The organism is Achromobacter colocynthidis (assembly GCF_057334535.1).
The window spans coordinates 495,444-516,241 of the sequence record NZ_JBHFIZ010000037.1 but is presented as its reverse complement, the minus strand read 5'-3'; the positions used below and the strand labels follow the sequence as shown (position 1 = coordinate 516,241).

The window sequence follows — 20,798 nt, the reverse complement described above, 5'->3', positions numbered from 1 at the left end:
CGCCAGAGCCGATGCCTGCGCCTACGGTTTCAGTTGCGCCGACTGCCGCGCCTGCACCGATCGTAACGCCGGTGACTGCGCCAACGCCCGCGCCAGCACCCACGCCAGCACCCACGCCGGCCCCCGCGCCAACCCCCGAACCCGCTGCCGCCGAGGCACCCAAGAAGTCGTCATGGCTGTCGCGCTTGAAGCAGGGCTTGTCGCGCACGGGGCAGAGCATTGGCGGCATTTTCGTTGGCGTCAAGGTCGACGAAAACCTGTTCGAGGAACTCGAATCGGCGCTCATTATGGCCGATGCGGGCTTGGAGGCCACCGAGAAGCTGCTGACCGCGCTGCGTGCGCGGGTCAAGAAGGAACGCATTGAAGACCCCGCCAAGGTGAAGACGGCGCTGCGCCAGTTGCTGGCCGACCACCTGCGCCCGCTGGAGCGCGGCTTCAACCTGACCAGCGCAAAGCCTCTGGTGGTGATGATTGCCGGCGTTAACGGCGCGGGCAAGACCACGTCCATCGGCAAGCTGGCGCACACATTCCAGCGCCAGGGTGCAAGCGTGCTGCTGGCGGCAGGCGACACCTTCCGTGCCGCGGCCCGCGAACAGCTTGTGGAATGGGGCAGCCGCAACAACGTCAGCGTGATTTCTCAGGACGGCGGGGACCCGGCCGCCGTGGCGTTCGATGCCGTCAACGCCGGACGCGCGCGCGGCATGGGCGTGGTCATGGTGGATACCGCCGGCCGCCTGCCGACGCAGTTGCACCTGATGGAAGAGCTGAAAAAGATCCGCCGCGTCATCGGCAAGGCGGATGCATCGGCGCCGCACGAAGTGCTGTTGGTGGTGGACGGCAACACCGGCCAGAACGCACTGGCGCAGATTCGCGCCTTTGATGCGGCCATCAACCTGACGGGCCTGGTCGTGACCAAGCTGGACGGCACCGCTAAGGGCGGCACCCTGGCCGCCGTGGCCGCGGGTAGCCAGGGCGTGCGGCCGATTCCGGTGTATTGGATTGGCGTGGGCGAAAGCCTGGAAGATCTTCAGCCCTTCGTGGCGGATGAGTTCGCGGGCGCGCTGCTGGCGGACTGAGTTTTCGCAGTGTGAAGCAGTAAAGACGGGACGGTGCCTAGGCGCCGTCCCGTTTTGCTTTTAAGCGTCTAGCTGGCCCATCGCGGGGTCGCTGACCGCGTCCTTGCCGGTTTCCATGCGGCCGGCAAAGCGGCGCTGAAACGCGGCGTAGCCGTCGCAGGACACCGCAAAGTCGTACCACTGGCCGCTGTCGGCGATGGGCCAGCTTAGTTCACCGACCTGGCCTGCCTCCACGGTTGCCGTCCAGGGGGCGTCGTTGCGGTAGGCCATTGCTTGCACGGTGAACGTGCGGGCCTGGCTGCCGTTGTTGTGCAGCTTTACCTGCACTTGCGGGTCGTCGCAGGGTACGTAGCAAACCTGGATTTCGGGCTGTGCTCCGGCTGCTCGCATCAGGTCGCCCGCGAACGAGCGGTGGTAGCCGTTGGGGCCCAGCACCCACAGGTCGTACTGGCCGCTGTCGGCCGACACGTCCCAGGCGTCATCCAAAGACTTGCCGGCTTCGACCACATAGCGGCGTGGGATGCGGTCCAGATGCAGTTTGTCGTACACGTGGAAGACGGCTGCTGTTTGCGCACTGCTGGCATTCGCAAACAATAGCTGCACGCGGTTCTCGCGGGCTTGTTCGCGCGCGCTCGTGTGCAGTTCATAAGGCAGCGCGCGCGACGGGCGCGTGCCGGGCGCCTGCGGGGCAAGGGTCTGCTGCGTGGGGATGGCGATGGCGGGCTGCGCTTCCTGCCAGGCAGTCAGCCCGTCGGCATCGGTCTTGGTCGTTCGGCCCGACAAGGTGGGCAGGGTGGCGCTGTTGGGCGACACGAAATTCAAGGTGGACGTCAGGTCGCCGCACACGGCGCGGCGAAAAGCGCTGATGTTGGGTTCGACGACGCCAAAGCGCTGCTCTAGAAAGCGCAAGGCGGACGTGTGGTCGAACACCTGCGAATTGACCCAGCCGCCACGGCTCCACGGCGAAATCACCCACATCGGCACGCGCATGCCGGGGCCGTAAGGCTTGCCATCGGCCGTCAATTGCTTGGGCGTGGCGGGCGGGTAGGTGAAGTATTCAAACGCCATCTGCGCATCGGTCAGCGTGGACTTGCCGGCCAGAGTGCCGTCGTCGTTGCGCGACGGCGCCGACGGCGTGGGCATGTGGTCGAAGAAGCCGTCGTTTTCGTCATAGGTAACCAGAAACACCGTCTTGCTCCAGACCTCGGGCGATTGCGTCAGCGCATCCAGCGCGGCCTGGATGTACCACGCGCCCTTGGCGGGGCTGGAGGGGCCGGGGTGCTCGCTGTAGGCGGCCGGTGGAATGATCCACGACACTTCCGGCAGCGTGCCGTTCATGACGTCGTCGCGCAGGCTTTGCAGGAAGCCGCCGTCGGGCATGGTGTTGCCAAAGCCCTTGGCCAGCGGGCTGTATAGGTCGTCGATGGCGGGGTTGTACGCGGGGCCGCCCTGGTTGGTGACCTGGCGGTCGGCAGGCATTTTTTCGATCTCGGCGCGCCAGTGCCGAAAGCTCATCATTTCGTTGCAGCCGAAGTTGTCGGGAATGTTCTGGTAGACCTTCCAACTGACGCCGGCCGCTTGCAGCCGGTCGGCGTAGGTGGTCCATGTCCAGCCTTCGGTGGATGGGCCCACGTCGGCGCCATCGTTCCATTCGTTCATCACCACCGACACGTTGTCGCCCGATGGGCCGTTGGTGCCGGTCCAGAAGAACAGGCGGTTCGGGATGGTGCCCGCGTGCATCGAACAGTGGTAGTTGTCGCACAGCGTGAAGGCGTCGGCCAGCGCGCGGTGAAACGGCACTTCGGCGGTTTCGTAGTAGCCCATGGACAGCGGCTGCTTGGCGCTGGGCCACTTGTTCATGCGGCCGTGGTCCCACGCCGCCTGGCAGTTGGGCCAGGAGTGCGGCGTGCTGCCCGCGCGCTGCGCATTGCCCAGCGTGGTGTCCAGGTGGTAGGGCAGTTCTTCGGTGCCGTCGCTGCGCGTCTGGTGGAAGACTGATTTGCCGTTGGCCAGCGGAATGGGGAAGCGGTCGCCAAACCCGCGCACGCCGGGGAAGGTGCCGAAGTAGCCGTCGAAAGAACGGTTTTCCAGCATCAGCAGGACGACGTGCTTGACGTCCTGGATGGTGCCGGTGGTGTTGCTGGCTTCAATGGCCAGCGCCCGGCGGATGCTGGGCGGAAACATCGACAGTGCGCTGACCGCAGCGGTAGCGCCCACGGTGGTCTTGAAGAACTTTCTTTTGGATGCGTCGAACGTCATTGGCTTGCCTGTCCTGGTGATCGATGTGAAGTGTGCTTAAACGGCGCGAGGGGCTCAAGGGGCTTGAGGGGGCTCGAGGGGCTCAAGCGATTCAAGGGGCTTGGACGACTCAAGGAGCGCAATGCACCGCGCACGCGGCGGGCGGTGTCGTGGGCGTCGTCGTGGGCGGGGCAGGAGCCGGTTCGTCAGCGTCGCTGTCGTCGTCGCCGCCGCAGGCGGACAGCGCGAAGACCAGCGACAAGGCGCAAAAGGCGGCAAGGCCTCGTCTTGCATGGGCGAGCAAGCAGGATGGGTGTTTCATGGTTCGGTCATTGTGGGTGGGCTGACGGCCCGCCAGGGGCCGTCGTGCCGTCACACAGGACGAATGTCGGGCGAATGCAGCGGGCCACGAATGCGCCCAACGCGTGATGGCCGGGCGACAGCAAACCAGTATTGACGCCGCGGATGTCGAACAATTGACCGGAAGCTGACCCGTTGCTGACTATGGCCCTTTTTTTGAAACGTCATGCGAGATGCGTTTCCAGGTGCAAACCGCAACGCGGCCTGTCGTGAAAATGGGGTAATGGGGGGGGGTGGACCGGACCGCTGCAAGATGGGTTGCGCGCGATGGGGCCTCTGTGATCTTGCCGGCGGCAACGCGCGCTTCACCCATCCTACGGGGCATGGTCAATGGCGCGATCGTAGGATGGGTGTAGCGCGAGAAGACACTTCAGAAGAACCCAAGCGCCGAACGCGCGAAACCCATCAGCTGCCTGTGGATATAAATCGGACCGCCGCAAGATGGGTTACGCGCGATGGTGCCCCTGCGATCTTGCCGCCCACACCGCGCGCTTCACCCATCCTACGAAGTCATGGTCTTTCGTGACTACGGGGCGATCTTCTTCAACGCCAGAACGGTTTGCTTTGCGCCAGGGCGTCGAAGGCCTTTTGTGCTTCTACCGCCAATTCCTCCAGGCGGGCGCTGATCCAGCCCAAAGCGAACCAGGCTTGCGGATGTGTGGCGGTACACGACTCGTAGTAGTCCTTCGCGACGGCCAGGTCGTTGATTTCGCCCAGCACGTCCTGCACCTTGGACAGCAGCTTGCGATAGCCGCGCAGCTTGGCGGCGGGCAGCAGCGATTCGGCAAACGCCAGGCTGTAGCGCAGCCGTTTCCCGCGCTTGCGCAATTCGTGGCGGGTGGGGATGTCCAGCTTGGCGAACTGCGTGCCCTGGTCGGCCACCTTGCTGTGCCAGCGGTGCAGGCGGCGCGCCAACTGCTTGCGCAAGCGGTGCGGATCCGGCTCGGGCGCCAGCATGGGAATGATGGTGGGCTTGACACTGGCTACCGACAAGCCGCCTTCCAGCCGGATGGCGGGTTCGGGCGCGGTGTCGCTGGGCGTGCCGTTGGCGATGGTTTGCGCCCCGTCGGACGGCAGCGCGGGCGGCACGTCAAGGCTCCATTCCAGCAGGTCCAGCAGCCACGCCTGGAAGGCCTTGCCGCCGGCGATCGTCTGCGCGTCCTGCTCGGGCGGCGCGGCTTCCATCGGGATGACGGGCATGCCAGCGCGCAGCAGCGCGGGCGCCACGGTTTCGTTCAGCACGTCCTGGTCGCGGTTGGCGCCAAAGGCGGCGAAGTGCGTGCGCACTCCTTGCAGCATGGCGTCGGGCACCGGCGCCACCCAGCCTTCGAACAGCTTCCACGCCGAACGCAGCCGGCGCACGCCCACGCGCAACTGGTGCACGTGTTCGGAATTGCCGGCGCGGTAGACGCCTTCGGTGTCCACTTCAGCCAGCACCGCGGCGTTGCGCGCGATCTGGTCCAAACATTCGGCGGCGATGCGGCCCAAGGCCTGCGGCGCCGTCATGTCTTCGCGCAGCTTGACCGAGGCCGCGCCGCGTGGCGCCCAGAACTGGGCAATGGCTTGGGCGCGGCGTGCTTCCAGGTCATCGCCCGCCTTCGCGTCTTCCTCGGCAAGCCGTTCCGCCAACTGCGCCAGCGCATCGCCACGTTCGGATTTGCTGCGCGGGTCCAGCACCAGGCTGTGCCGCTGCTGCCAGCCGCGCGCAACAGCAAAGATGGCGGCGGGGCGGCCCGACACCAGTTCAAATTCCAGTTCCGAAATGGGCAGTTCCAGCGCGCCCGCGCGCAGGATACCGGTGTCGTAGGCCAGTTCAACCGTGCCGTAGCGCGTGCGCACCTTGCGCAGCAAACGCAGCACGTCGGTTTCATAGCGCAGGCCCAGTTCGCCCTTGATGGCGCTCAGCGCCGCTTCGACTTCGGTGCCTGCATACACCGACAGGTCCAGCACGGGGCCGGGGCGGGGGTGGTTCATTTCGATGCGGGTGATGGCGTTGATGCCAGGCATCTTCAGCGTCTGCACCCAATCATTGCCTTCCTGGCGCAAGCGGATGGCAATGCGCGCACGCGCCAGTTCACGCTCGGGTGTATCGAAATACATGGCATGCAGGCGAATGCGCGTGGCCTCGCGTTGCTTGACTTCCTTCTGCACGGCCTGGCGCGTAGCGGCGGGCACGTGCAGTTTCAATTCCTGTTCCGACATGGCGGTGGGTGTCCGACGGCAAAAGCCGAGATGTTAATCAAGCAAGGGGCGGGATTTGATGACCGTTCATATTTTGGTCATATCGAGCATAGACGCCATTTGTTGCGCGAAACAAGCGGGCACCGCAGCAAAAGAAAAAACGCCGCCCCTTTTCAAGGGCGGCGCCAAGGAGCGCTGGTCAGGGGAAACCGACAAGCGTAAATAAGATGCAACTACAGAATCCGTTTGCGCGCCTGGGTGATGATGATTTCGGCCAGCACAACGACCACGAAGATGGCGGCCAGCACCAAGGCCACGCGATCCCACTGGAACAGGTTCAACGCCGTGTCCAGCGCCATGCCGATGCCGCCCGCGCCTACAAGGCCCAGCACGGCGGATTCGCGCACGTTGATGTCCCAGCGCAGCAGCACGATGGACCAGAACGCCGGGCGGATCTGCGGCCAGTAGGCATACCACAGCACCGAGCCCTTGCTGGCGCCGGTGGCGGTCACGGCTTCGATGGGGCCGCGCTGCGCTTCTTCAATGGCTTCGCCCACCAGCTTGCCGACGAAACCGATGGAGCGAAACGCAATCGCCAGCGTGCCCGCCAACGCGCCGGGCCCGAAGATGGCGATGAACAGCAGCGCCCACACCAGCGAATTGACCGAGCGACTGGACACCAGGATCAAGCGCGCCAGCATGTTGATGGTTTTGCTGGGCGTCAGGTTGTTGGCCGCCAGCAAGCCCACCGGTACCGCCATGAAGACGGACAGGATGGTGCCCAGCGTGGCGATGTGCAGCGTTTCGATCAGCGCCGCGTGCACGCCATCCGGGTAGTAGGCCCAGTCGATCGGCCACATGCGGCGGAACAGGTCGGCCATCTGCTCGGGGGCGTCATACAGGAATTCCGGTATGACTTCCACGCCACGGATGGCCTGGACAATGGCCGCGACCACCAGCAGGTACAGCGCAAAGCGCAGCAGCCGCTGCCCCATGCTGTAACGCTGCCACACGCGCGGCGTGCCCGCCGGGTTCAGGGTAGAGGCGTGGGCGTTCATTCTTCCACCTCCGCCTTGCGGGCCACCGGCGGCTTGCCGGAACCGATGCCGCGCGCGCCGGCAAAGCGGCCTTGCAGGATGCGGTCAAAGCCCAGGTTGTCCAGGAACACGGCGCGCACGAAGCCCGCGATGATCTCACCCAGCATGATGATGGCGATCAGGGTCAGCAAGATGGCGCTGACGAAGTCGTAGTCAAAGCGCTGGAAGGCCGAGAACAGCGTGCCGCCCACCCCGCCCGCGCCCACGATCCCCACCATGGTGGAGTTGCGCAGGTTGGAGTCGAACTGATAGGTGGCAAAGCCGATGAAGCGCGCGAACACCTGCGGCAGCACGCCGAAGATGATCACGTTGGCGAATGACGCGCCGCTGGCGCGCACCGCTTCCACCTGCTTTAACGAGATCTCTTCGATGGCTTCGGTGAACAGCTTGCCGATGAAGCCGATGGACGCCACCGTCAGCGCCAGGATGCCCGCCAGCGCGCCAAAGCCCACGGCCTTGACGAACAGGATGGCAACGATGACGGGGTGCAGTGCGCGGCACAAGGCCACCAGCGAACGCGCGGGCCACGACACCCAGGCGGGCATCATGTTGCGCGCGCCCAGAAGCCCCACGGGCAGCGCAAACAAAATACCCAGCACCGAAGCCAGCACGGCGATTTCCAGGCTTTCGGCGATGCCCTTCCACAAGGTGTCGGGCTTTTCGAAATTGGGCGGAAACATGCGCGCCAGAAACGTCGACGCGTGTCCCATGCCGCTTTCAAAGCGCGCCCAACTGAAATCCAGTTGCGCGGCCGCGTAGACGGTGTAGATCAGCAGCCACACCAGGCCCGCCTTGGCGCGCCCGGACATGGCAAAGGGGCGGTTGCCCCGCAGGGGTGTCATTCCAGCCAAGACTCGCCTCCGTAGATGGTCTTGAGCATGGCGGCATCCAGGCCCTGGCCGTCGCCGTCATAGACCACGTGCCCGCCGGACATGCCGACGATGCGGGTGGCGTAGCGGCGGGCCAGTTCCACGTCGTGGATATTGACGATGACGGGAATGCCGGTGGCGCTGCCCTGGTCGGACAGCAGCTCCATGATTTCCACCGAGGTCTTGGGGTCAAGCGACGAGGTGGGCTCGTCGGCCAGCAGCAACTGGGGGCGCTGCATCAGTGCGCGGGCGATGCCCACGCGCTGGCGCTGGCCGCCCGACAGGGCATCGGCGCGCTGATCCGCAAAGCCCGCCAGGCCGACGGTATCCAGCAGCTTGTAGGCGTGCTCGATATCTTCGGCTTCAAAGCGGCGCATCCAGGCCTTGAGCGCCGAGGTGTATCCCAGCCGGCCGGTCAGCAGGTTTTCCATTACGGTCAGGCGTTCAACGAGGTTGTATTCCTGGAACACCATGCCGATGCGCCGGCGCGCGCGGCGCAGCGACGCGCCACGCACGCGGGCCAGGTCCACGCTGCCTTCCTGGGACTGCAGCACGATCTCGCCCTTGGTGGGTTCGATCAGCCGGTTGACGCAACGCAGAAGCGTGCTTTTGCCGGTGCCGGAAGGGCCGATGATGGCGGTCAGGCCTTGGCCGGCGATTTCAAGGTTGATGCCATTGAGAACCGGCCGGCCGGCCCGGTATTCCTTGACCAGGCCGGAAATGCGTAGCGACGTCGTCATGCTGGATTACTTCTTGCTCTTTGCGGATTCGCGGTCGTAAGCGGCGCGGTTGAAGCTTTCGCCGCCCGATTCAGCCACTTGGCGGACGATGGCCCAGTCCTTCTGGTAGGTCACCGGATAGAAGCGGTCGGCGCCGTCGAAGGCCTTCGACATTTCCGCGGGGAAGCGATAGTCGTAGAAGCACTTCAGCATCTGGTCGCGGAACTTCGGTTCCAGGTCATGTGCGTAGGCGAACGACGAGGTCGGGAATTTTTCGCTGGTGTAGATCACGCGGAAATCGGCTTCCTTGACCTGGCCGCGTTCGACCATGCGCTTGAACACGTCGGATGCCACGGCGGCGGCGTCGTAGTCGCCGGAGTTCACGCCCATGACCGACTGGTCGTGCTTGCCCGAGAAGATCACCTTGTAGTCCTTGTCCGGCGTCAGGCCTTCCTTGGGGAAGAGGGCCACGGGCGCCATGTGGCCCGAGTTCGACGACGGCGCGGTGTGCGCGAGCTTCTTGCCCTTCAGGTCGGACAGCTTCTGGTACGGGCTGTCTTTCTTGACGATAACGATCAGGTTGTAGCCCTGGAAGCTGTCGGCATAGCCTTTCACGGCAAAGGGCACAGCGCCGGCGATGTTCACGGCGAATGCGGTGGGGCCGGTGGAAAAGCCGCCTACGTGCAAACGGCCCGAGCGCATGGCTTCGATTTCAGCGGCGTTGCTTTGCACTTGGTAGAACACCACGCGCTTGCCCGTGCATTGGGACAGGTGCTTGGTGAACGGCTTGAAGATGTCTTCGTAGACCGCCGGGTCTTCCACGGGCGTGTACGTGAACACCAGGGTGGACGGGGTCTTTTGCTTCGAAGCGTCAGTGGGGGTGTCCGCCACCAGGTCCTTGTTGGCGTCGCAGTACATCTGGTCCAGATCGCCGCGGTTGGAGCAGGTGTCGGCGGCATTGGCGGCCGAGCCGCCAACGGCGAATGCGGCCAGGGCGGCCGCTTGCAATAGACGCATCGCGTGCATGGTTTGTCTCCTCGTGGGAATGAATTTGAATATTTCCTGAATTCAAACACACAAAGGGGACAGGCACACCTGGGAAAGTCCCTGCCTTTTTTTTCGGGATTTGTTCGAATTGTTCGTTTTATGTTCGTTTATTTTCGAACCGTCGAACCCCGGACCGCTAGCCCCGATACCCCAGCTTGCGCGAAATCTCCTGCGCGCAGGCCAGCAGCGGCCGAGCGATGGCGCCGTCCCAAGACACGTCGAACAATCCCGTCGGCCCCAGGCTGGTCAGCGCCAGCGCGATGCTGCCGGTGTTGTCGAACACCGGCACCGACAGCGCGTCCACGCCCGGCAGCGGGTTGCCCAGCGCGCGCGCCATGCCGTGCACGCGGATGTCGGCCAACTGCGCTTCGATATTGGCGCGCGACGCCTTGCGCGGCGGCGGCACGCTGGCGATGACGGCGGTGTCGCCCTCTTCGCGCGCGATGTAGTGTTCGCTGACCTTGGGCGGCAGCCACGCCGCGAATACCAGGCCCGTGGCGGTGTGCAGCATGGACATCACCGTGCCCTTGCGCATGTTCACGTGTACCGGGTAGCTGGCTTCGGTCATGTGGATCATGGTGGGGCCGTGCGAGCCCAGCACGGCGATGCCCAAGGTATGGCCGATGTCGGATTGCAGCTTGGCGATCTCGGGCATGGCGATGCGTACCGGGTCCAGGCGTTGCAGGCTGACCAAGCCCATCTGCAAGGCGAAGGGGCCCAGTTCGTACTGCCCCGTGGTGGCGTCCTGCTGCACCAGGCCCACGCGGATGAAGCTGACCAGGTAGGGGTGCGCCTTGGCGGACGTCATGCCGGCGCCCGCCGCCAGGTCACGCAGCGTCAGGGGCTTGCCGGCGTCGACCAGCGCGGCCAGCAGCGGCACGCCCACTTCGATGGATTGGATGCTGCGGCGGCCGTCATTGGCGGAGGCAGCGGGGGTCTTGGAGGTGGCCACGGTGTGTCTGACCTTACGCCGGTTGGGCCGGGGTGGGCTGCAGCGGCTGCGATGCTTGGCGCGCCGCCAGCAGCCGATTGGCCATTTCAACAAAGCCCGCGCCGCCGTGAAAGGCCGCCACGAATGCGGGGCGGTCCGTCAAACGGTGCAATTGCGCCTGGATGTTCGCCACGCCGACCGAAATTGGAAAGTACGCGAACATCGGCTCGTCGTTGGGCGAATCGCCGATGAAGAGCGTGCTGTCCAGCGCGTCGGCCACGTCCTGGCCGAATTCGCGCTGGAACATGGTGCGCGTCATGGTCAGCTTGTCGTAGTCGCCAAACCAGCCGTTGACGTGGATGGAACTGACCTTGGCCTGCGCGCCGGCGTCGTGGAAAATCTGGACGATCTTGCTGACGGCCGAATCCGGCAGGGCGGGCACGTCTTCGCAGAAGTCGATGGCCAGATCGGCCACGCGGTAGTCCTGGTCGCTGGCGACGGCACACCCGGGCACCTCGGCCAGGACGCGGTCGCGAATGGCATCCAGGCGCTTGCGGCTGGCCTGGCGCGAGGCGGCGTCCGTCCAGTAATGGGTCGTCATGCGGCGGGCCTGGCGGTCATAGGCGTAGTAGAACGCGCCGTTTTCCCCCACCACGGCGCGCACCGGCCACATGCGGGCGATATGGTCACACCAGCCGGCCGGGCGGCCGGTAATGGGCACCACCTGGATGCCGGCTGCCTCCAGGCGCTCCAGCGCAGCATAGGCGTCGGCTGGCAAACGGCCTTCGGTGGTCAGCGTGTCGTCGATGTCGGTCAGGACGACGCGAACCGCCGCCGCCACGGTCAAAGGCATGGCCGCAAGGGCTTGCATGAGGTTTTTCCTTCGAGTTTTAAGGGGGATCTCCGGGCGAAAGTTTAACCGTATGCCCCCCGCCGAACGGGCTTCTTGCAGACCAATAGGGGTTCTGGGCCCAGGGGCGCTAAAATCCGGGCTTTCCCGCCTGGTTTGCGTGCCCGCCATGTCCGTCCAGTTGTCCTCTTTGCCCGGCTCCGAGCCGGAATCCTTCGGTATCGCTTCGGTAGCCGAGATCATCGCCGAGCTGCGCGCCGGCCGTATCGTCATCCTGGTTGACGAAGAAGACCGTGAAAACGAGGGCGACCTTGTCATGGCCGCCGAATTCGTCACGCCCGAAGCCATCAACTTCATGGTGACCCACGGCCGCGGCCTGGTGTGCCTGACCTTGACCGAAGAACGATGCCGCCAGTTGGAGCTGCCCATGATGGCGGCCCGCAACGGCACGCGCTACGGCACCAACTTCACGCAGTCGATCGAAGCCGCTGAAGGCGTCGAAACCGGTATTTCGGCCGCCGACCGCGCCCGCACCATCCAGGGGGCGGTGGCGCGCGACGCCAAGCCGGCCGATCTGGTCCAGCCCGGCCACATCTTCCCGGTGCGCGCGGTGCCTGGTGGCGTGCTGGTGCGCGCCGGCCACACCGAAGCCGGCTGCGACCTGACCGCCATGGCCGGCCTGACGCCCGCCGCCGTCATCTGCGAAATCCTGAAGCCCGACGGCACCATGGCCCGCTTGCCGGACCTGGTGGAATTCGCCCGCCAGCACAACCTGAAGATCGGCACCATCGCTGACCTGATCCAGTACCGCAGCGAACACGAGTCCATCGTCAAGCGCGTGGGCAAGCGGCCCATGAAGACGGCCTGGGGCACCTTCGAGGCCGTGGCCTACGAAGACGCCGCCACCGGTTCCGCCCACTTGGCGCTGGTGCATGGTAACGTTTCCCCCGACGTCGAAACGCTGGTGCGCGTGCATGAACCGGCTTCCGTGCTGGACGTGCTGGATACCGGCGCCAGCCCGCATAGCTGGGGCGTGGCGAAGGCCCTGGAGGCCATTGCCGCCGCGCCCGCCGGCGTACTTGTCTTGATGAATTGCCAGTCTTCCACCGAACACCTGTTTGGCCAGATTGCCGGCTGGAGCGACCCGAAGGCCCAGGCCGACGCCGCCGCCAGCACCGACCGTTTCGGCTTGCGCACTTATGGCATCGGCGCCCAGATTCTGCGCGACCTGAATGTGGGTCAGATGAGGCTCCTGGCCCGGCCGCGCAAGATGCCCAGCATGGCGGGCTTTTCCCTGACCATTACGGGTTACGATTGCGACCCGCAGAATACTCCCGCAACACACTGAAGGCCGACACATGAACCCTTACATCCTTACCCCCGACCTGAACGGCGAAGGGCTGCACATCGGCATCGTACGCGCCCGCTTCAACGAAGAAATCGGTCAGGCCGAACTCGAAGCGTGCCTGAAGGAATTGGCCGAGCTGGGCGTGGACGAACGCGACGTGATGGTCACCACCGTCCCGGGCGCCCTGGAACTGGGCGTGGCCCTGTCCCACATGGCCGAAACGTTTGAATTCGACGCACTGATCGCGCTTGGCGCCGTCATTCGTGGCGAGACCTATCACTTTGAAGTGGTCAGCAATGAAACGGCCACTGCAATCACCCGTATCTCCCTGGAAACCGGCATCCCCGTCGCAAACGGCGTGTTGACCGTCGACACCGACGAGCAGGCGCAAGCCCGCGCCGCCGGCAAGGGCCGCGATTGCGCCCAGGTGGCCGTTGAAATGGCCAACCTGGTGGCGGCGCTGGAACCCGAGGAAGAAGACGAAGACGAAGACGACGAGGACGAAGATTTTGACGACGAAGAAGACGACGACAAGCGCTGATAGCGCGGCGCAAGCCCGCGCCAACGCGCGCAGCGCCCGCCGCCGTGCACGCGAATTCGCGCTGCAAGGCGTTTATGCGTGGCTGTTGCGCGGCGGCGAAGGCACGCAGGACGCCGGCGAGATCGACGCCCATCTGCGCGACACCGAGGATTTCTCCGAGGCCGACGCGCAATGGTTCAAGACCTTGCTGCATGGTGTCCTGCGCGAAGCGCCCGCGCTGCGCGAGCGTTTCACGCCTTACGTCGACCGCCCGCTGGCCGAGTTGTCGCCCGTTGAGCATGGCATCCTGCTGATCGGCAGCTTCGAACTGATTCATCATGTTGAAGTGCCGTACAAGGTTGCCATCAACGAAGCCGTTGAGCTCGCCAAGTCGTTTGGCGGCACCGACGGCTTCAAGTTCGTCAACGGCGTGCTCGACAAGCTGGCCGCCGATGTGCGTGCGAACGAGGTCCAGGCCGCGGCGCAGCAGCGACGCTGAACTGGGTTGCTGGTCCGGGCCGCAGGCTCGGGCCAACAACCTGTGTAGGGGTCAGGCGCATGCCGCCCTGCGCGCACTTTCCCGGTGCGCCAGGCGTGGTCTGCACCTGACCCCTTCGTATTTGGTATTTGTATTCGTATTCCCGCCGGCCCGTGTGCCGGCCTCTCGGAGTTGCCGTGGCGTCCGAATTTGAATTGATCGCGCGCTATTTCACCCGGGCCGCGCCCGCCGGCTTGCTGGGCGTGGGCGACGACTGCGCGTTGTTTCCCGTGCCCGCCGGCGAGCAGGTCGCCACCAGCACCGACCTGCTGCTGGAAGGCCGCCATTTCTTTCCCGACGTAGACCCCCGCGCCTTGGGCCACAAGTCGCTGGCCGTGAACCTGTCCGACCTGGCCGCCATGGGCGCGCGCCCCATTGGCTGCGTGCTGGGCCTGGCCCTGCCGCGCCTTGACGAACCCTGGCTGGCCGCCTTCGCCGAAGGCTTCCACGCGCTGGCGGCGGCCCATGGCTGCCCGCTGATTGGCGGCGACACCACGCGCAGCGCGCATGACCTGGCGATCAGCGTCACGGTCTTTGGCGCCGTGCCTGCCGGCCAGGCACTGCGGCGCGACGCGGCACAAGCAGGCGACGACATCTGGGTATCCGGCGAGTTGGGCGCGGCCGATGTCGCCTACCGCCTGCTGGACGGCCAGTACCCCGCCAACGACGCCTTGCTGGCCGCCACGCGCGCCGCGCTGGAATGGCCGCAGCCGCAGGTGGCGTTGGGGATGGCGCTGCGCGGCATCGCGCACGCCGCCGTTGATTTGTCCGACGGCCTGCTGCAAGACCTGGGCCACATTTTGGCCGCCAGCCGGTTGGGCGCCCGCCTGGAAGTCGACCGCATGCCGGTGGCCGCCGCCTTGTCGGGGCTGGACGACGCGCCGCGCCGCCGGGCAGTGCTGGGCGGTGGCGACGTCTATCAACTGTGTTTCACCGCCCCGGCCGCGCAACGTGATGCCGTCCAGGCCGCCGCCCGCGCGGCCAGCGCTCAGGTCACTCGCGTGGGCCAGACGCTGGCGCAACCGGGGCTGCAAGTGCTGGACGGGCAGGGCCGGCCGCTGACCGCCCTGCCGGGCGGCTTCGATCATTTCCCCTCCGCCTGAGCAGCCGGTCCCCGCTTCGCCACTTCCCGCTGCCCTTTCCCCTTTTCCTTATCCCCATTCCCCCATCGGCCCAGGATCCATGTCCTCTTCCTCCAAGCCATCTCGCTCCATTCGCGAACGTTCGCGCGCCGTGTATCCCGCGCTTTCTTGGGTGTGCCGCGACCCCGGCCGCCTGATCGCTTTCGGCCTGGGCAGCGGCCTGATCCGGCCGGCATCGGGCACCTGGGGCACGCTACTTGCTTGGGGTATCTGGGTGGCGGCCGCGCCGGCCGCGTCGAACCTGGCCATCGGCGTGTTCCTGGCGCTGGCCTTTGTGTACGGCTGCTGGGCCTGCCACCGCGTGGGCCGCGAACTTGGGCAATCCGATCATGTCGGAATGGTCTGGGACGAGATGGTGGCGTTCTGGCTGGTGCTTTGGCTGACGCCGGCCGGCTGGTTGTCGCAGTTGCTGGCGTTCGCGCTGTTCCGCATGTTCGACATCGTCAAGCCGCCGCCCATCAAGTTCTTCGACGCCCACGTCAAGGGTGGCTTTGGCGTCATGTGGGACGATATCGTCGCGGCCGGCTACGCCTTGCTGGTTATGGCCTTGGTAGTGCGTACAGGAGTCTTGGGATGAACGAACACGAACAACAAGCAGTCACCCGTTCGAATCTTTCGGCGGCGCAGTTGGCGGAAGCCACGCTGGTCGCCTTGGCCGAACGGCTGGGCGATGCGATGCGGCGCAAGGGCTGGATGTTGGGTACGGCCGAATCGTGCACCGGCGGCCTCTTGGCCGGAGCGATGACGTCGGTGGCGGGGTCCAGCGACTGGTTCGAACGCGGCTTCGTCACCTACAGCAACGACGCCAAGGTGACCGAACTGGACGTATCGCCCGACGCCCTGCATCACTTCGGCGCGGTCAGTGAACCCGTGGCGCTGGAAATGGCCAACGGCGTGTTGCTGGCGGCGCCCACCGCGCACATGGCGGTATCCACCACCGGCATCGCCGGGCCGGGAGGGGCCACGCCGGGCAAGCCGGTGGGCATGGTGTGTTTTGGTTTTGCAATGCGCGTGGATGACGGCATCAGCAGCCGCGCCGCCACCCATGTGTTCAACGGCGACCGCACGCAGGTGCGTCAGGCCGCCGTGGAATTCGCGCTGCGCGGCTTGCTGGAATTGCTGGGCGAGCCGGCCTGATTCAATACGCCGCGTTGACCCAGAGAATCAACGCACCGCGTTGATGGCATCCCGCAGGCCCATCGCGGCCTGGCCAGCGGCTTCGCGCCAGTCGTCGCCGCCGCTGGCGTAGATGATGGCGCGCGACGAGTTGATCATCATGCCGCTGCGCGCGGCGTTGGCGCCGGCGTTCACGGTGGCGGTAATGTCGCCGCCTTGCGCGCCGATGCCCGGCACCAGCAGGGGCAGGGCATCGCCAATGCGTTGGCGCACCGCCGCGAGTTCGTTCGGGAACGTGGCGCCCACCACCAGGCCGCACTGGCCGTTGGCGTTCCACTTGTCGGCCACCAGCCCGGCCACGTGCAGGTACAGCGGCTCGCCGTTATCCATCTTCAAAAATTGCAGATCCGAACCGCCCGGGTTGGAGGTGCGGCACAGCACGATCACGCCACGGTCACGCCACGCCAGGTAGGGCTCGACCGAATCCAGGCCCATGTAGGGGCTGACCGTCAGCGCGTGCGCCTGGTAGCGTTCGTAGGCTTCGCGCGCGTAGTTCTCGGCGGTGGAGCCGATGTCGCCGCGCTTGGCGTCCAGCACGATGGGCAGGTCCGGGTGCTTGTCGCGGATGTGCTGGCACAGCGCTTCCAACTGGTCTTCGGCGCGGTGCGCGGCGAAGTACGCAATCTGCGGCTTGAAGCTGCAAGCGTAGGGCGCGGTGGCGTCGACGATGTCGCGGCAGAACTGGAAGATGGCGTCCGGCTTGTCCTGCAATTCGCGCGGAAAGCGTTGGGGGTCGGGGTCCAGGCCCACTTGCAGAAGCGAGTTGCTGGAGGTCCAGGCGTGTTCGAGTTTTTGCAGGAAATTCATGGGGAGTTCAGTGCAGTTTGACCCGGGGGCGCGTGCGCCGCATCAGCAGGCGGGCCAGGGCAAGGGAGGCGGTGCGCGAGATGCCCAGCACCGCTTTGTGGTGCATCAGGTGCAGGCTCATGTACATCAAGCGCGCCAGTGTACCGCTTACGAACAGTCCCCGTCCGGCCAGCTTGCCCATCAGGCTGCCCACCCCGGCGTCCTGGCCCAGCGACACCAGCGAGCCATGGTCCTGGTAGACGTAGGGCGCGGTGGGTTCGGCGGTGCGGCGCAGGCGCGCGGTGAGCTTCTTGGCCAGGTAGTCGGCCTGCTGGTGCGCCGCCTGGGCGCGCGCGGGCACGGTGCGCCCGTCGCGCCAGGGCGCCGCGCAGCAATCGCCCAGGGCCAGAATGTGCGGATCGGGGGTTTCCAAACGCTCGTTGACTTCCAACTGGCCCAGCTTGTTCAGCGGCAGGCCCAGGTCGGCCAGCAGGGCGGGGCCCTTGATGCCGGCGGCCCACATGCACAACTGGGCGGGGAATTCCCGGCCGTCGGCGGTCTTGACGCTATCGCCCGTCACTTCCGACACGCGGCATGACGTTTCCACGCCAATGCCCAGCTCGGTCAGCCGGTTGGTGGCGGCTTCGGATATTTTTTCGGGCAGCGCCGACAGGATACGCGGCGCGCCTTCCACCAGCGTGATGGCCAAGTCGCGTTCGGCGCGGAAGTTCGGCAAGCCGTAGGCGCTGACCACGTGGCTGGCTTCGGTCAGTTCCACGGCCAGTTCAACGCCGGTGGCGCCGCCGCCCACGATCACCAGGTCCAGCCGGGCCGACGGGTTGCGCACCTTGGCCAAGTCCACCAGCGCCATGGCTTTCAGCATGGTCAGGCGGAATTGTTCGGCGTTTTCGGTGGTGTCCAGCGTGACGGCGTGTTCGGCCGCGCCGGGCGTGTTGAAAAAGTTGGACGTGCTGCCCAGGGCCAGCACCAGCGTGTCGTAGCCGAACTCACGGCGCGGCAGCACTTCCTGATTCTGCGCATCATTGACGGCGTCCACCACGATCTGGCGGCGTTCGCGGTCCACGCTCAGCAGCCTGCCTTGCGCGAACGAAAAGCCGTTCATGTGGGCCAGCATCAGGTAGGACAAGCCTTCCTGGTGGATGTCCAGCGTGCCGGCGGCCGCTTCGTGCAGCGACGGCTTCCAGATGTGGAAGGGCCGGCTATCGACCAGCGTGATGTGCTGGCGGCCGTGGATGCGGCCCAGTTTGGCGGCCAGTTCCAGGCCGCCCGCGCCACCGCCAACGATGACGATGCGTTCAGAGCGTGCTGACGTCGAATTAGGCATCATGGCTCCCAGTATAAATACGGCTGCATCCCCCGTGGGATGCAGCCCGTGTCAATGCATGACGAATCGGCTGATGGCCACGCCCACCCAGACGACCCCGGCGAAGATCAGCAGCAGCATCACAGCCGCGCTGCCCAGGTCCTTGGCGCGCCCCAACAGTGGGTGGCGCTCCACCGACAAGGCGTCGGCCAGCGCTTCGATGGCGGAATTCAGCAGCTCGGCCGCCAACACCATCACCACCGTGCCCACCAGGAAAAACACCTCGACCGTGGTGCGCCCCAGAAAGAACGCCGCCGGAATCATCAGCACGGCCAGCGCCAGTTCCTGACGGAACGCGGCTTCATATTTGACGGCCGCTTGCAGGCCTTGCCACGAATAGCGCAGCGCATTCAGGATGCGGCGCAAGCCGCCGGAGCTTTTGAAGGGCGAGTGTTGCGGGTCGTGGGTCATGAGTGCGTAGTAAGGCGGAAGGGTGGCCGCTTTTTAACAGAGTTCGGTTGCCCGCATGGCGTGATGTTGGGCTATGGGCAAACCCTAATTGTGACGCATCGCGGGCAGGCGCAGGATTCTGGTCAATTGGTAAGGCCACTTTACCTTTCTGATATTGCAACACCTGGGCACCCGTAGCCCTACGCAACCCCAACCGCCACCATGCCGATCCAGACCATCGAGCCGCGCCGCTTGTACCGCCAGATCGCCGACCAGCTGCGTTTGCTGATCGAGGCCGGCGAATTCCCCGTGGGCGCGCGTTTGCCGCCGGAACGCGACCTGGCGCTGAAGCTGGGCGTGTCGCGCCCGTCGGTGAGGGAAGCCTTGATTGCGCTGGAAGTGGAAGGCTGGGTGGAAGTGCGCATGGGGTCGGGCGTGTATGTGCAAAGCCTGTCGGGCGCGCCGCGCGCCAGCCTGATGGCGGAAAGCCCCTTGGAAACCATCCGCGCGCGCTGGACGATTGAAGGCGAACTTGCCGCGCAGGCGGCCCGCAACCCAACCCCCGCGCTGGTCGATGGGTTGCTGGAGGCGGTGGGCGCCATGGAAGACGAAGCCCGCGCGGCCAGCGTGCCCATACGCGGCGACCGGCTGTTCCATTTGCGCGTGGCCGAAATGGCCAGCAACGCCGTGCTGGTCCGCGTGGTGGGCGAGTTGTTCGACGAACGCCACAACCCCTTGTCCGTGAAGCTGGGCGACTACTTCGAAAACCCCGATAGCTGGGCCGCCGCCATCACCGAGCACCGCCGCGTCATCAGCGCCATTGCAGCAGGCGACGAGGCCGCCGCGCGCGCCGCCATGCATCACCATCTTTCCTGCTCGTTCGACCGCTTGACCGCCAGCTGGCCGGGCGCGGCCGAAACGATGCGCATCGATAGCAAAGAACCGGCGGCGTCCTGACGCCACCGGGGATCCGTAGTCGCAGTACGAAGGTGCAACCTGTATGTGAAATTCCGATGTGAAACATAAAGCGGGCCGGCCCAAAACAACATACGCCGCGCCCGCCACCTCAAAGAGAGGAGACAACATGAATAAAGGCAACGCTATCAAAGTGCTGTTTGCCGCCGTCGCGCTGGCCGTCAGTGGCAGCGCGCTGGCGCAAACCAAGTTGAAATGGGCGCACGTGTACGAGACATCCGAACCCTTCCATACCTCGTCGGTGTGGGCGGCGCAGGAAATCGAAAAACGCACCAACGGCCGCTATCACATCGATGTCTATCCCGCCTCTCAGTTGGGCAAGGAAAACGACATCAACCAGGGGCTGACCCTGGGCACGGTAGACATGATCATTTCCGGGTCCAGCTTCGCCGCCAAGAGCTTCCCGCGCATCGGCGTCACGTACTACCCCTACACCTTCCGCAGCCCCGAGCACCTGATCGCCTACACCAAGAGCGACGTCTACAAAGAGCTGACGCAAGGCTACGACCAGAAAAGCGGCAACCACATCGTTGCCACCACGTACTACGGCACGCGCCAGACCACATCCAACCGCGCCTTCACCAAGTGCACCGAGATGAAGGGCTTGAAGATCCGGGTACCGGACGTGGCTGCCTACCTGGCCATGCCGCGCGCCTGTGGCGCCAACACCGCGCCGATTGCGTTTGCCGAGGTCTACCTGGCCTTGCAGAACGGCACGGTGGAAGCGCAAGAGAACCCGCTGACCACCATTGAAGCCAAGAAGTTCTACGAGGTGCAGAAGAACATCATCCTGACGGGCCACATCGTCGACCACCTGAATACGGTCATCTCGGGCAAGCTCTGGAAGAGCCTGTCCGATGCCGACAAGAAGGTCTTCGCCGAAGTCGCGCAGCAGGCGGCGGAGAAGGCCTCGGCCGAGGTCGCCGCGAGCGAAAAGAAAATGGTGGATGTGTTCAAGCAGCGCGGGCTGAACGTGGCCGAGGTCAATGTTGAAGACTTCCGCAAGACCGTGTTGGAGAAGGTGCCGTTCGAGCAATACGGCTACCAGAAGTCGGATTGGGAAAAGATCCAGGCGGTGAAGTAGCCGCGTGTGTTCGCTGCACGGGGTAGCGGCACACGGTAGCTGTCCGTCGTCGCTACCCACGGAACCGGGGGGGGGGGGGGGGGGGGG

22 protein-coding genes are annotated in these 20,798 nt (G+C 65.4%); 10 read left to right on the top strand and 12 right to left on the bottom strand.

What is annotated here, in order from left to right; all coding sequences use genetic code 11:
* Positions 1-11: 11 nt before the first annotated feature.
* On the top strand, positions 12-1,076 hold the full coding sequence (gene ftsY / locus ACE04A_RS22085) for a signal recognition particle-docking protein FtsY (protein ID WP_448716751.1): 1,065 nt from the start codon (positions 12-14) through the stop codon (positions 1,074-1,076).
* Between the two features lie 60 nt (positions 1,077-1,136).
* Here the strand turns inward: ftsY and ACE04A_RS22080 are convergent, their stop codons facing one another.
* The 3 genes from ACE04A_RS22080 to ACE04A_RS22070 form a co-directional block, all read right to left on the bottom strand.
* Positions 1,137-3,335, bottom strand: a complete 2,199-nt coding sequence (locus ACE04A_RS22080) for a phosphocholine-specific phospholipase C (RefSeq protein WP_448716428.1) — start codon at positions 3,333-3,335, stop codon at positions 1,137-1,139.
* A gap of 109 nt (positions 3,336-3,444) precedes the next feature.
* Entirely contained in the window at positions 3,445-3,636 is a 192-nt protein-coding gene (locus ACE04A_RS22075; RefSeq protein ID WP_485820525.1) for a hypothetical protein, read from the bottom strand.
* Between the two features lie 581 nt (positions 3,637-4,217).
* Entirely contained in the window at positions 4,218-5,876 is a 1,659-nt protein-coding gene (locus ACE04A_RS22070) for a CYTH and CHAD domain-containing protein (protein WP_447991528.1), read from the bottom strand.
* 58 nt (positions 5,877-5,934) lie between these two features.
* Here ACE04A_RS22070 and ACE04A_RS22065 point away from each other — a divergent pair, with 58 nt between their 5' ends.
* Positions 5,935-6,081 carry a hypothetical protein gene (locus ACE04A_RS22065; protein ID WP_259250214.1) on the top strand — a complete coding sequence of 49 codons (147 nt, stop codon included), beginning with the start codon at positions 5,935-5,937 and terminating at the stop codon, positions 6,079-6,081.
* Positions 6,082-6,088: 7 nt separating this feature from the next.
* On the opposite strand, the gene phnE (ACE04A_RS22060) is transcribed toward ACE04A_RS22065, so the two are convergent.
* The 6 genes from phnE (ACE04A_RS22060) to ACE04A_RS22035 form a co-directional block, all read right to left on the bottom strand.
* Complete coding sequence (gene phnE, locus ACE04A_RS22060; protein ID WP_100854477.1) at positions 6,089-6,913, bottom strand: phosphonate ABC transporter, permease protein PhnE; 825 nt, start codon at positions 6,911-6,913, stop codon at positions 6,089-6,091.
* Positions 6,910-7,794: a phosphonate ABC transporter, permease protein PhnE gene (gene phnE / locus ACE04A_RS22055; RefSeq protein WP_448716425.1), complete on the bottom strand. Its 885-nt coding sequence runs from the start codon at positions 7,792-7,794 to the stop codon at positions 6,910-6,912. The genes phnE (ACE04A_RS22060) and phnE (ACE04A_RS22055) overlap by 4 nt, the downstream gene beginning before the upstream one ends.
* Positions 7,791-8,561 (bottom strand): phosphonate ABC transporter ATP-binding protein, encoded by a 771-nt coding sequence (gene phnC, locus ACE04A_RS22050; RefSeq protein WP_259250211.1) that lies wholly within the window; start codon positions 8,559-8,561, stop codon positions 7,791-7,793. The genes phnE (ACE04A_RS22055) and phnC overlap by 4 nt, the downstream gene beginning before the upstream one ends.
* 6 nt (positions 8,562-8,567) lie before the next feature.
* Positions 8,568-9,566: a phosphate/phosphite/phosphonate ABC transporter substrate-binding protein gene (gene phnD / locus ACE04A_RS22045; protein WP_259250208.1), complete on the bottom strand. Its 999-nt coding sequence runs from the start codon at positions 9,564-9,566 to the stop codon at positions 8,568-8,570.
* Between the two features lie 157 nt (positions 9,567-9,723).
* Positions 9,724-10,539 carry an IclR family transcriptional regulator gene (locus ACE04A_RS22040; protein WP_259250207.1) on the bottom strand — a complete coding sequence of 272 codons (816 nt, stop codon included), beginning with the start codon at positions 10,537-10,539 and terminating at the stop codon, positions 9,724-9,726.
* A gap of 13 nt (positions 10,540-10,552) precedes the next feature.
* On the bottom strand, positions 10,553-11,389 hold the full coding sequence (locus tag ACE04A_RS22035; protein WP_279995792.1) for an HAD-IIB family hydrolase: 837 nt from the start codon (positions 11,387-11,389) through the stop codon (positions 10,553-10,555).
* Between the two features lie 148 nt (positions 11,390-11,537).
* Here ACE04A_RS22035 and ribBA point away from each other — a divergent pair, with 148 nt between their 5' ends.
* The 6 genes from ribBA to ACE04A_RS22005 all read left to right on the top strand — a co-directional run bounded on the left by ribBA (position 11,538) and on the right by ACE04A_RS22005 (position 16,053).
* On the top strand, positions 11,538-12,716 hold the full coding sequence (gene ribBA, locus ACE04A_RS22030) for a bifunctional 3,4-dihydroxy-2-butanone-4-phosphate synthase/GTP cyclohydrolase II (RefSeq protein WP_485820524.1): 1,179 nt from the start codon (positions 11,538-11,540) through the stop codon (positions 12,714-12,716).
* 10 nt (positions 12,717-12,726) lie between these two features.
* A complete protein-coding gene (gene ribH, locus ACE04A_RS22025; RefSeq protein WP_268081170.1) occupies positions 12,727-13,257 on the top strand; it encodes a 6,7-dimethyl-8-ribityllumazine synthase in 531 nt (176 codons plus the stop codon).
* Complete coding sequence (gene nusB / locus ACE04A_RS22020) at positions 13,226-13,735, top strand: transcription antitermination factor NusB (RefSeq protein ID WP_006227614.1); 510 nt, start codon at positions 13,226-13,228, stop codon at positions 13,733-13,735. Before ribH ends, nusB begins: the two co-directional genes overlap by 32 nt.
* Before the next feature lie 176 nt (positions 13,736-13,911).
* Entirely contained in the window at positions 13,912-14,877 is a 966-nt protein-coding gene (thiL, locus tag ACE04A_RS22015; protein ID WP_485820523.1) for a thiamine-phosphate kinase, read from the top strand.
* Positions 14,878-14,956: 79 nt separating this feature from the next.
* Complete coding sequence (locus ACE04A_RS22010) at positions 14,957-15,493, top strand: phosphatidylglycerophosphatase A family protein (RefSeq protein ID WP_259250194.1); 537 nt, start codon at positions 14,957-14,959, stop codon at positions 15,491-15,493.
* Positions 15,490-16,053 carry a CinA family protein gene (locus ACE04A_RS22005; protein WP_279995795.1) on the top strand — a complete coding sequence of 188 codons (564 nt, stop codon included), beginning with the start codon at positions 15,490-15,492 and terminating at the stop codon, positions 16,051-16,053. Before ACE04A_RS22010 ends, ACE04A_RS22005 begins: the two co-directional genes overlap by 4 nt.
* Positions 16,054-16,080: 27 nt before the next feature.
* Here ACE04A_RS22005 and pyrF read toward each other — a convergent pair whose 3' ends face one another.
* From pyrF to ACE04A_RS21990, 3 genes are read right to left on the bottom strand one after another with little or no spacing between them, the layout of a single operon-like run.
* Entirely contained in the window at positions 16,081-16,899 is an 819-nt protein-coding gene (gene pyrF / locus ACE04A_RS22000; protein WP_259250191.1) for an orotidine-5'-phosphate decarboxylase, read from the bottom strand.
* A 7-nt stretch (positions 16,900-16,906) separates the two neighbouring features.
* On the bottom strand, positions 16,907-18,226 hold the full coding sequence (locus tag ACE04A_RS21995) for an NAD(P)/FAD-dependent oxidoreductase (RefSeq protein ID WP_259250189.1): 1,320 nt from the start codon (positions 18,224-18,226) through the stop codon (positions 16,907-16,909).
* Positions 18,227-18,274: 48 nt separating this feature from the next.
* Positions 18,275-18,673 carry a diacylglycerol kinase gene (locus ACE04A_RS21990; RefSeq protein ID WP_448716420.1) on the bottom strand — a complete coding sequence of 133 codons (399 nt, stop codon included), beginning with the start codon at positions 18,671-18,673 and terminating at the stop codon, positions 18,275-18,277.
* A gap of 201 nt (positions 18,674-18,874) precedes the next feature.
* Here ACE04A_RS21990 and ACE04A_RS21985 point away from each other — a divergent pair, with 201 nt between their 5' ends.
* On the top strand, positions 18,875-19,609 hold the full coding sequence (locus ACE04A_RS21985; protein WP_279995796.1) for a FadR/GntR family transcriptional regulator: 735 nt from the start codon (positions 18,875-18,877) through the stop codon (positions 19,607-19,609).
* A 127-nt stretch (positions 19,610-19,736) separates the two neighbouring features.
* Positions 19,737-20,711: a sialic acid TRAP transporter substrate-binding protein SiaP gene (locus tag ACE04A_RS21980; protein WP_259250186.1), complete on the top strand. Its 975-nt coding sequence runs from the start codon at positions 19,737-19,739 to the stop codon at positions 20,709-20,711.
* Positions 20,712-20,798 lie beyond the last annotated feature (87 nt).